General features: G+C 63.7%; 11 protein-coding genes and 1 pseudogene. 3 read left to right on the plus strand and 9 right to left on the minus strand.

Going from position 1 to position 10,391, the window contains the following annotated elements:
- A pseudogene (locus tag ACWEO2_RS43945) lies at positions 1 to 182 on the minus strand (amino acid permease); the annotation flags it as partial.
- A 198-nt stretch (positions 183 to 380) separates the two neighbouring features.
- Here ACWEO2_RS43945 and ACWEO2_RS43950 point away from each other — a divergent pair.
- Positions 381 to 1,448, plus strand: a complete 1,068-nt coding sequence (locus ACWEO2_RS43950) for an SPFH domain-containing protein (RefSeq protein WP_452410820.1) — start codon at positions 381 to 383, stop codon at positions 1,446 to 1,448.
- Positions 1,449 to 1,704: 256 nt separating this feature from the next.
- On the opposite strand, the gene ACWEO2_RS43955 is transcribed toward ACWEO2_RS43950, so the two are convergent.
- The 5 genes from ACWEO2_RS43955 to ACWEO2_RS43975 form a co-directional block, all read right to left on the minus strand.
- Positions 1,705 to 2,145, minus strand: a complete 441-nt coding sequence (locus ACWEO2_RS43955) for a DUF4231 domain-containing protein (RefSeq protein WP_452410821.1) — start codon at positions 2,143 to 2,145, stop codon at positions 1,705 to 1,707.
- Between the two features lie 23 nt (positions 2,146 to 2,168).
- Complete coding sequence (locus ACWEO2_RS43960) at positions 2,169 to 3,074, minus strand: PfkB family carbohydrate kinase (RefSeq protein ID WP_452410822.1); 906 nt, start codon at positions 3,072 to 3,074, stop codon at positions 2,169 to 2,171.
- Positions 3,071 to 4,339 carry a TIR domain-containing protein gene (locus ACWEO2_RS43965; RefSeq protein WP_452410823.1) on the minus strand — a complete coding sequence of 423 codons (1,269 nt, stop codon included), beginning with the start codon at positions 4,337 to 4,339 and terminating at the stop codon, positions 3,071 to 3,073. The genes ACWEO2_RS43960 and ACWEO2_RS43965 overlap by 4 nt, the downstream gene beginning before the upstream one ends.
- 420 nt (positions 4,340 to 4,759) lie before the next feature.
- Entirely contained in the window at positions 4,760 to 5,383 is a 624-nt protein-coding gene (locus tag ACWEO2_RS43970) for a hypothetical protein (RefSeq protein WP_452410824.1), read from the minus strand.
- Positions 5,368 to 5,583 (minus strand): hypothetical protein, encoded by a 216-nt coding sequence (locus ACWEO2_RS43975; protein ID WP_452410825.1) that lies wholly within the window; start codon positions 5,581 to 5,583, stop codon positions 5,368 to 5,370. The genes ACWEO2_RS43970 and ACWEO2_RS43975 overlap by 16 nt, the downstream gene beginning before the upstream one ends.
- Positions 5,584 to 5,781: 198 nt before the next feature.
- On the opposite strand from ACWEO2_RS43975, the gene ACWEO2_RS43980 reads away from it, so the two are divergent.
- Both ACWEO2_RS43980 and ACWEO2_RS43985 read left to right on the plus strand, forming a co-directional pair.
- The gene (locus ACWEO2_RS43980; protein ID WP_452410829.1) at positions 5,782 to 6,531 is read left to right on the plus strand and encodes a YbaB/EbfC family nucleoid-associated protein; all 750 of its coding nucleotides are present in this window, start codon (positions 5,782 to 5,784) and stop codon (positions 6,529 to 6,531) included.
- 534 nt (positions 6,532 to 7,065) lie between these two features.
- Positions 7,066 to 7,716 carry a hypothetical protein gene (locus ACWEO2_RS43985; protein WP_452410826.1) on the plus strand — a complete coding sequence of 217 codons (651 nt, stop codon included), beginning with the start codon at positions 7,066 to 7,068 and terminating at the stop codon, positions 7,714 to 7,716.
- Positions 7,717 to 8,447: 731 nt separating this feature from the next.
- Here ACWEO2_RS43985 and ACWEO2_RS43990 read toward each other — a convergent pair.
- The 3 genes from ACWEO2_RS43990 to ACWEO2_RS44000 form a co-directional block, all read right to left on the minus strand.
- Complete coding sequence (locus ACWEO2_RS43990; RefSeq protein ID WP_355189851.1) at positions 8,448 to 8,657, minus strand: DUF397 domain-containing protein; 210 nt, start codon at positions 8,655 to 8,657, stop codon at positions 8,448 to 8,450.
- The gene (locus tag ACWEO2_RS43995) at positions 8,654 to 9,622 is read right to left on the minus strand and encodes a helix-turn-helix domain-containing protein (RefSeq protein ID WP_452410827.1); all 969 of its coding nucleotides are present in this window, start codon (positions 9,620 to 9,622) and stop codon (positions 8,654 to 8,656) included. The genes ACWEO2_RS43990 and ACWEO2_RS43995 overlap by 4 nt, the downstream gene beginning before the upstream one ends.
- A 538-nt stretch (positions 9,623 to 10,160) precedes the next feature.
- Positions 10,161 to 10,283, minus strand: a complete 123-nt coding sequence (locus tag ACWEO2_RS44000; RefSeq protein ID WP_452410828.1) for a hypothetical protein — start codon at positions 10,281 to 10,283, stop codon at positions 10,161 to 10,163.
- Positions 10,284 to 10,391 lie beyond the last annotated feature (108 nt).

The following is a 10,391-nucleotide window of genomic DNA, read 5'->3' on the forward strand; positions in this document are numbered from 1 at the left end:
AGTCCGGGACCGGCCGTGTGCAACCGACCACCCGCACCCAGGAACAGTCCGGTTCCGATCGCGCCGCCGATCGCGATCATCTGCAGCTGGCGCGGGCGCAACGCCTTGTGATAGCCCGCATCCTCAGCATGCAGAGCGTCCGCGGGCGCCGACACTTCCGCGGAGGGTTGAACGGTTGTCATGGTGAAGCCTTTCACGTGACGGCGATCATATCGCTGCTTAATGTAACGCTATTCAACGGCACGTTCAACAGGAATCGCAAAGTTGTAACAGCGCGGAAACGAGGCATCGCGCTCCCACCCGCCCTGACCTCGCGTTTGCTTGATCGTGCCGCTGAATATCGGTACGCTAGATACGTTTTCGGCTGATGGAGCGCGCACATGGCATGGTTCGAACGGGAGTTCATCGCGGTCCCCGAAGACCGTAAGAACCAACTGGTCTACAAGTGGCCGGACGTCAACATCCGGCGCTACAGCCGGGCTATCGTCAATGCCGATGAGATCGCACTGTTCGTCAAGTCCGGGCAGGTCGTGGCCGCGATGGGGCCCGGTCGGCACCGGATCGATGCCGATGAGCTGCCGGTCCTCGGCGCACTCGTGGATACGCTGACCGGCAACAACTTCTACCGCGCCGAACTGTATTTCGTCTCCACCCGCGAGTTTCCCGGCATCAAGTTCGGTGGCCGCCTGGCCGATATCGCCGATCCGGTCAGCGAGCAGGTCGTGACGCTGCGGGTCTTCGGGGAATTCGCGCTGTCGGTGCGGGATCCGGCCGAACTGGTCACCACCTTGGCGGGCACCACCGACCTGAGCGTCCCGGCGACGGTGGAATCCTGGAGTTCGGACCTGCTGCTGAAGGCCATGAAAGTCGCTGTCACACAGGGTATTTCCCGGGGCGACTGGCCCGTGCTCGGCCTGTCCGGACAGTTGGAGCCGATCGAGGCCGCCGTCGTGCGGCAGACCAATCTGACGCTCTACGAGTACGGCCTGCGCATCCCACGCCTGGGCAACTTCGACATCACCCTGGCACCAGAGGATGCCGAGCGCATCAAACGACTCGCCAAAGATGTCACCTACATTCGACTGGCCGGAGACTTCCAGCGCTATGCGGCAGGCGAATTGGCGCTCGGCGCGGGCCAGGGCTTCGCCCACGGCCACGGCGGCGGCGACGGATTCCTCGGCGCGGCACTGGGTTTGAATGCCATCCAGCAGCAGGCACCGAGCAATCCGTGGCAGCGGCAGGCGATTCCGGCTGCCGCACAGTCGGTTCCGGCTAATGCGCAGCCTGCATGCGCTGGGTGCGGAACCAGCAATCCGACGGACGCCCGGTTCTGCATGAACTGCGGTGACCCGCTGGCACCCCGCCCACGCCACTGCACCGAATGCGGAGCGGATCTGACCGCGGCAGCCAAGTTCTGCGGCAGCTGCGGCACCGCCGCCGCGGGCTGACCCGGCTCCAGTACATCTTGCGTCGACCAAGCCCACATCAGCCGCTGATGCCCGTCTTCCGAGCTCACGCAGACCTTCGACACCGTCGCGCATCAACTCGCCGCGCGACACACCGGTCCTGAAACCCGAAGCTCTGCGCGAGTTCGGATTTGGCGCCGTTGTCGGTTCGGAAGTGCTACGACGGGGTACCGGTCAGAGGGGACAGGGCGCGTAGCGGATCGCTCAGGTAGTCCTCTTGGCTATTCTCGAGTAACGGTCAGGTGAGCTCGCTCGGCTTGTGCGCTGACACCCATTGCGAGTTCGACTGTGCGACAATGCCATCCAGCCGCTCGGCGAGAACTTGCTGTGCGTCCGGCCCGTCATACGGCGCGAGAGTGGCAAGGTAGCGAACCTTCTCCTGCTTCAACGCTTCCGTGGTGGCGCGGTAGGTGAGCCAACTGGCATGCCATTGGAACAGCTGTTGGACGCCCTCGGCCACGACGACGATCGCGGACAGCGTGGCCGTGATCGCCGCAGGAGCCGACAGGGCCGCGACGACGGGCACAGCGCCGCCGACGACGAGCTGGCCGAGCTTGACAAGCTTGTAGGCGCGTTGGGCTGATGCGCTCTTCTTGCTGTACCAGTTCAGTTGATCGACAAACCGCGCCCACACCGGATCGGTGTCATCGGGTTGTCGTGCGATGGTTGTATCCGGCAAATCTTGCCCCCGTATGCTCGCGATCAGCGCTGTTCGGCGAAGAATTGCTTCAAGGCCACCCGGTCCGGGATACCGATGTTTCCGAAGGTCGAGCACTTCTGCGCCGCTGCCCAGGACGCGATGTCCAGGGCCTCGTCCGCAGGAGCGTTCGCGGCAATCGCCCAAGCCAGCGCCCCATGGAAGGTGTCACCCGCACCGCAGGTGTCCGCCACCGTGACCTGGAATGCCCGATAGCGGTGTTCACCGCTATCGTCGAGGTAGACGCCGCCCCGCTCGCCCTGTGTGGCCACGAGGACTTTCGGTGCGAAGTCGGCAAAAACCCGCGCCATGCTGCGGTCGAGCGGCTCGCCTGGATGCCTGCCGGTGAAGAACTTCTCCGGTGCCGCGATGTAGTCGACGCCACGCAGGAATTCCTCGCTCGATTCTTTGTACCCACCGGTGTCGATCACGATGGGAACCCGCAGTTTTCGGCATGAGGCGATGGCGGCTTTGCTCAGTTCGGGGTCGGTGCAGTCCAGCAGTGCGGCGTCCGCTCCGGTGAACCCCTCGTCCAAGCTGTCGAGCATCGCCAGGTCGGCGCGCGGCTGGGCCCTCCAGATCGTGGTGCGGGTACCGTGATCGGCCGCGATGATCACCGCAGAGTGCTGGCTCTCTTCGGCTCGCTCGAAGAGGATGAGTTCGAGGGGTTCGCTCGTCAGCTCGCGTCGCAGCACTTCCGCGTGAATGCCGGTGCCGCACATCGCATACAGGCTGACGCCGCCCCCGCCGAGTCGTGCGGCGGTTATGGATCCACGACCGGCCGGTCCGCCCACCACGACGGTGTGCCTGCGGACCGGGTTCTCGCTGTCCTCCGCCGGATGGCTGTCCAGAACGTAGAGGTAGTCGATGGTGGCCATGCCGACGACCACGACCTTCGGCGTCTCCTTCATGCGAACCTGTTGACTATCCACTCGCTGCCTGCCTCCGCTGTCTTCGCAAAATGAGTGTTGTCGAGTTCGGCCGCTTCGGCGATGGGGCGAGTGGTGACTATGACCGCCCTGGGATTGCGGCGCAACAAGGTGGCCGGGACCCCGGCCGTCTCGGGGAAGTGTGTCATCTGGTGGATGATCCGGGCCTTGGTCTTGTCGAAGGCCAACACCATCAGCCCGGAACATTCCAGTGCCGAGGCCAGGCCGATGGTGATCACTGAGCGTGACGGCTGATTCGGATCGATGTAGCGGCGGCCGTGCTCACTCAACTCCACGATTCGGCAGCCGTCGCTGACGATCTCGTCAGGATCGGTGTACGCGCCGACCTCGTACCCCAACACCTCACCGGCCGGAGAAATCGAAATCCCGTGCACTGCCGGAGGGTACAGGCGAAGGATGCGCTGGGTCTGCAACAGCGGGTCCTCGCCGTCGGATATCTGGCCGGACAGCAGATGCAACTGCCCTGGGGTAGGGCCGAGTCCGCGCTCGGTCAATGGTTCGATCAACGTCTCGGCCACATGTCTGGTGCGCGAGGTGTGGTGACGCGAGTGGACGCCGAAAGTCTCTGTGTCCGACAGGATGTGCGCCTCACCGAACGGCGTGGGTGCGTAGCGATGCGCGATCCGTAGCATCGCGCGGAAGACCTGCGTCGCCGCGCGTCCGGTGGGAAGGACCACGCTCCGGTCGGAAGCCTCGCGTGCGATCCGGAAGTAGGTGTGCGCCGCCGCCTCGGCTGCGATGCGTTCATTCTCGAAGACGGCGACACCCGCAGGCCAACCGGTGACCGGCACGGGTTCAGCAGGGCGCGGTGTTACATCGGTGTCGAGCGCATGACCACTCAGGCCGGGCCGCTTCAGATCTTTGACGAGGGAGTCCAGCGTGCTGTCGCGCCGGTCCAACCAGTCCACCCACTGTGTCGGTGACAGGTAATAGCCGAGCCGCTCTGGCTGGACCTGCTCCAGCCGAACCCAGTAGATCGGGATCTTGGCCTTGTCCGCGAGATGGACCTCCCGCTTGACGTGGACGCTCGAATCCGCCGACGCGCAGAACAGCAGCACCAGTGCCTTCGAACTCTTGATCGCGCGCGAGATCGCCTCGTCCCAGTCCGACCCCGGCGGTACGTCGCGCGGCGCCCACCACGTCGAAATATCATGGCGGGCAAAGTATGTGGCGAGATGTTCGACGACGGGCCGCTTGCTGCTGTGATAGCTGATGAAGACGGCCACACTCCTCCTCCCCTCGAGCCAGTCGATACTTCTATCGTATCGACTCCTGGGGCCTGAATACGATCCCCAGACATCGCGGGTCGCGGACGGCGGCTCGTGCAACCCACCGGAGGAGCCGAGTCGGCGCGCGGCTAAAGCTTGCCGCCGGGCCGACCCGCCGGTACGGCCGTTTCAACTGAACAGGCGGCAGGGAGCCGGTCCCCGAGATGTTGACGGTAGGCGCTGGTGTCCCCCCATCGCCCACGACCGGAATGCTACTGACGCCAGCCAACGGTGTTGAACCGAGCAGGACCGCGGTCTCGAGCGCGAAATGCGGTCTGGGAGAACGCTCATCCACTACGCGGCTGGCAGCTACCGGCCGCAGAGGACAACGAAAGCGACGACTTCGATACCGCCGGATCGCTGTTCATCGCGGCGCACTTACTTTGCGAGCCGGTACCTCAGTGCCTTACTCGGTAGCACATCACGCCACAGGTAATCGACCGCGCAAGACAGGACCAGCAGCCGGTTCACACGTTTGTCGTGGATGTCGACATGGCAATAGTGGAACGATCCGCGGTGCCGAATTTCGAATCCGGCGGACTCCGCGCTGCGATACTGCAGTCGGTCGCCGACCAACTGAAATGGCCACCACAGAGCTTCTAGGCTGCCCTCTTGCGCGACCCCCCGAAGGAGTTTCCTGTTGTGCAATCCCGCCGCACCGACACGTTGTCCCGGCAACTCCCCCAAGCCGAACTGATCGAAAATGCGATACTTTCGCATCCCTGCGCGCTCATCCCGGACTTCCCCGATGCGATTCCCGTCACGGACCTGCGCAAAGCCGCGAGAGACAACCCCTACGGGGATGCGCGGATTCTTACCGACCGTCACTTCGAAAACGATGTGACCATCGGCCTCGCCAATGGCGCGCAACAAAGCGATCTGAGTCGGGCGCTTCCGCCGGACCACGCTACCGAGACCGAAGGGTTCATACACACCGAATATCGTCGCCATGCCTCGCTCCAGATGAGCCCACAGCGTGAAACTTGTCAGCTCGTCGAGCATGCGCCCCTCCTGCCCCATTCCTCAACGACCTCCGGGACGTAGGGCTGTAACTTCGACAGCAGTGCGGTCAGCCCGTCGGTCTCCGAGCACTCCTTGCCGGTCCAGGTGACCATTGCGGCGAAATGGTCGGTTTGGGCGGATACCAGCTTGTTGTATGCCTCGAAGTCGGTACTGGGCGGCACGACCAGCACATCGGCCACAGGTCCCCCTCGGAGTCGAAATACGGTCCGGCACAGGCTATCCGACGATGATGTGGTCCGCGCGCGGGCCTGCATTACGATCGGTCGGACGGGCGACGCGCTGGGAGTTTCGTGGAACAGTTCAATATGGACGCCGTACTTGCCACCATTGACTGGAAAGAGGCGAAGCTCGCCGCTGCGAGCCGATAGATATCGTCGATTTCGGCGACAGCGCGATCCGACGACGGCCTGGTCGAGGTCACCGTCGGCGGCACCGGAACCGTGAAAGCGGTTCACCTGGCTCCGGAAACATTCCGCCGGAGCAGTCCGCACTACCTTGGTGGATCCGTTGTCGAGGCCACACGGCGGGCTGCCGAGCAGGCAAATCGGGCCAGGCAGCAGGCTATGGCGCCGATCACCGCCGCGCAACGGGAATTGACCGAAGGATTGGCTCCGGCGCCGGCATCCAGGCCGCCTGCTGCCACCCAACCCATCGATTCGACTGTCGACGCGGCATCGACGGACCGGCTCGTCCGAATCAGCGTAAATCCCATGGGATTCGTGACCGCCGTTGATATCTCGCCGAACGCATTCCGCTCCAGCCCCCCAGCCCGCTTGGCCGCCGCAATCACGGAGGCCGCCCAACGGGCCGCCCACCAACTGTTCGAATCACGTTCTGCCGCAATCGAACCCTATATCGATCAAAGCATGGACGCTCTGGAAGCACCGGATCTGAAAGCGCTCTATCCGATCCCCGCAGCACTGGAAACCCAGCCGCCGGCCGCAGCCGAACCGCCCACACCGGCTGCTCCAGCCAAGCCGCCACAGCCGGGACCGTCGGATTCCACACCCGGACATGTCATCCCGGGAACCCGCAAACCCAATCGCGACCAGGTGTTCATACCCGACGAACCTGATGATGACGACCTGTACTTCCAACAGCACTGTCAAAACGGATGGCTTCGGTAAACCCTGACGGATCCAAGATCAGCCCGATCCGCAGTACACCTGCTACACCTACCGACAATAGGCGGCTCCGCTCTACACCGGCCCTGTCGACAAGCTCGACAAACCCATCGCGACCGTCCAATGGCACGACATCATCGATGACGGCCGCTACACCGAACTCCACGACCAACACCGGACCGTCCACTCCACCAACCAAGCGAATCAACCCATGCCCCAACACCATTCATGCAAAGGAGCCGAGAATGCGCTGGTGCACACGCACTCTCGACGTTTACCTGCATGAGCGCATGGTGATCGCTCGTCCAAGACGCAGACGCGACCGTTCACCGACAGATTTGGGGGGGTTGTGTGGTCGATGTGTTGAACGTCCCACTTCACCGCCTATGTCGGCCTGGTATCCAAGCAGGGTGATCATCTCGGTCCCATGGTCGCGTGGACCGGCAAAGAATGCTCGGACACCGCGGAGGTGTATGGGCTGGGCTTCGCCGCCCCGGGCCAGGGGATTGAAACCGGCTTGCAGGCTAGGCTTCCGGCATGAGCACGGCGCAGTCCGACGACCTTCCCGGTCGACAGGAGAAGCGACGACTAAGGTCACAACTCGCCTGGTACCTGTTGCTCGCCTGCACGGGTGCGTCTTGCGTGGGCGCACTCCTGCGGGCGAGTGCCCCGGACAGCGCCGAGTCCTTGCTGTTGTGGTTCTTCTTGATCAGCGCGTCGTTCGGGTTGTTCTGCGTAATCATCGGCTACCTGACCCGGGTAGTCGTAACCCGGCGGCTTCGGGTACCCGAACTCAGTCCCCTGCTTGCGCCTGCGCTGGTGGTGGCGTTCACTGTGACGGCGTGGAGCGTAGACCTACCGATCGCTGTGCGCTGGCAGTTCTCGGCGCACAGCTTCGATGAAGCCGCACAGCAAGTGCGCGACGGTGTCGATCCGCGGACGTTCGAAGGTCACCGGCTCGGGCTCTACCGCATCGACAGTGCGGACCGCTACGCATGGGGTATCTACTTCAGAACCAGCCCCATGACGGGCAACTGCTCGAGCGGGGGCGGAGGATTTGCCCAGCTTATCGGCGCTTCTCACGCGTCAGACGCATTCCATCACCTGAATGGTGACTGGCATTGGTTCTGCTTCGACAGCGCTGGGGAACTGACAGTGCCAGACCACCCCATCGGGGGATCGCGCTAGCCAACAAGAACACCGTCGATCCACGCCACCAGCACCGAATCAGTCTCCGCAGCTTGACAGTTAGCGAAATCGGAGGTCTGCACCTACCGATCTCAACGGGCACCTCCGCCAATAACGAGGCAGGTCTTTGGCGTAGGCGTCCCAGTCACCGAACCTGTTGCACAAGAGGTCTTTTCGGGCTTGCCTCTAACGCATGTGCGGCAGGCCGATACGGCAGCTGTCGCGACGCGGCGAGCGGTTCTCGGCGAGTTGGGCTGGGTGCCCCGCGAATTGCGCCTCGGGCTAGGTTGCGGGGAAGCGGCGCACCCACGGTGGGCACAGTGGGGCGGGAGGGGGCGAATTGATGTTTCGGCAGTAGGCTCAGGTCGCGGCGCTGATGGTGACGGCGGTCGCCTGCCAGGATGGCGGATCGCTCCAATCGGTGTCGACGGGCGGGCCGCAGGCGGAGATGTTGGACAGGTTGCGCGACACCGATGTATGAGCACTGTTGCCGCGTGCCGAACTGGCCGAGTTCAGTGCTGATACGGCGGTGGGCACCGAACAGCTGTACGAGTGCGACGCGAAGCGCTCGACATGCGTCGCCCATCGACTCTCCCCATGACTCGCCGGTTCGAAAACCAGAAGCTATGCGCGAGTGTGGATTTGAACCGAGGGGGAGATAGCAGACGGCCCCATCGCGACATTGGGGTCGTCGGGATGGGGCCGCTATGGTGGTCGGTATTGCCGGAGGATCAGGGGCGGAGGTCGAATTCTCCGGCTGCGACGCCTGCGGTGAAGGCGTCCCATTCGCCTGGGGCGAAGACCAGCGCCGGACCGCTCGGGTTCTTGGAGTCCCGGACGCCAACCCCGCCCCCATCGAGCCACGCCACTTCGACGCACTCGGTTTGGCCGCTGCTGTGGCTGCTCTTGAACCAGTTCACCTCGGACAGGTCAATACTCACGCTGCATAACTCCTTGCTGCCCGTCTGAGCAGTTCTCGCGATCTCGTTTCATCCATGCAGGTACTCCGGATGGCCGTAGCAAGCTCAGCATAACGCCGTACATCGTCGACGTTCTCGAGATACAGATCCGCTTTACCAGCACCTTCGAAGTAGACCAGCGGCGGTTCGACTGGGTTGCCCTTGGTATCGGTTCCGAAGTCGAGGATCACGAACGGACCATGCAACAGACCTCGCAGGCACCCACTCGTAAACGGATGTACATGTATCGAGGCGTTTGGCAGTTTGCTGATCTCAGCCAAATGCCGCAGCTGTGCGGCCATGACCCGAGGGCTGCCAACGACGCGGTGTAGAGCTGATTCGTGAAGCAGCAGCTGGAGTTTCAGCGGTTCGGACCTGCGGGTGATGATCGCTTGCCGTTTCAGCCGCAGCTCCACCCGGCGGGCGACGTCCTCCGGACTGCTATCTGTGTAGAACGAGTTGATCAGAGCTCGCGCGTAGTCGGCCGTCTGCAACAGGCCCGGGATGATCTCGTGGTACGAAATCAACTGGCGCGCAGACGCTTCGAGCCCGACATACATATTGAATGTGGAATCGCTGTAGAGCCCGTCGAACGCTGTGTGCCAACTCCTTACCTGTGCCTTTTCTGCGAGTTTGAGCACGCGGCTCGTTTCGTCCGCCAACACCCCATAGGTCTCGCACAGGGCTCTGATCTCGCGGATCTTGACCTTCGCCACCTGCGCGGTTTCGATGCGGTGTAGCCCGCTCTTGCTCAGTTCTGCCAGCCTCGCAGCCTGGTCGAGGGACAGTCCCTGTCCCTCACGGGCTTCGCGCCGCCGAAGCTGAGCCCGCGCGAACGTGCCCGACTGCGCGGGATCGACTTCCCTATCGATACCAGCGACCGGCCGCTCCCCGAGGGCACACCCGAACTCCGGACATTGCACCAGGTGCTCGACGGGCTCGCCCAACTCGCACTACCGCCGACCTCCCCCGGCAACGGCGGCGAGCGGTGAACGGCCATGGGCCCGTGGCAGATAGTGCACTGCATCCTCGCGGTCGTCGGGCGGTGCCTTCGCCATGGTCGGGGTGGCGTGCGTGTGGCCGATAAACCGGCCGCGCCACGACCGGCCCGCCGAACGTCGCTGCCGATTACGCCGGGTCGAATGGCCGAAGGCGTGGACGTGCGGCCCACCCGATCAGCCACTCACGCTCGCCGATGCCCATGTGGCGATGCAACTGCACTGTGAGCACGACTGCGCCCGAAAGCACGCCGCGTTCGATGCGCTGGTCGCAGCCGGACGCATCCACCCCGATTCAGCACGACAACATCGACTTTGGGGTGGTGAGGCACCACGAACGGCGCGGATGACCTGTGACGCCCAAGCCGATCCGACTGCCCGACAATTGGGTTTTCACTAGGCGCGAACCGAGCATTAAAAAGATCCGCCGCCCCGGCGAAAAGCCGAGGCGGCGGATCTTTTGTGCTGCAACATGGCTGCGGCAAGCTCAGCCCGAAACGCTCGCCGCCGCAGCGGATTCCCCGCTGCTCACCATGCTGCGCACCTGCCGGGCGGCCACCGACCGGGTGGCCAGATCATGGGTGCCCGCGGCATAGATTTCCTCGAGCACACCGTCGTCCCCGCGAATGCCGGGATCCGGACTCCGCAGCGGATCCCGGCAACCTGACCCAGGCCGCCCTCGAGGGCAAGCTCGACCCGGTCATCGGCCGCTCGAAGG

It is taken from the genome of Nocardia sp. NPDC004278 (genome assembly GCF_053602975.1).

Bases quoted from the DNA above. Each gene is read 5' to 3' on its own strand.
- ACWEO2_RS43985 (WP_452410826.1), top strand. From the start codon at position 7,066: ATGAGCACGGCGCAGTCCGACGACCTTCCCGGTCGACAGGAGAAGCGA.
- ACWEO2_RS43970 (WP_452410824.1), bottom strand. From the start codon at position 5,383: ATGCTCGACGAGCTGACAAGTTTCACGCTGTGGGCTCATCTGGAGCGA.
- ACWEO2_RS43960 (WP_452410822.1), bottom strand. From the start codon at position 3,074: ATGAAGGAGACGCCGAAGGTCGTGGTCGTCGGCATGGCCACCATCGAC.
- ACWEO2_RS43950 (WP_452410820.1), top strand. From the start codon at position 381: ATGGCATGGTTCGAACGGGAGTTCATCGCGGTCCCCGAAGACCGTAAG.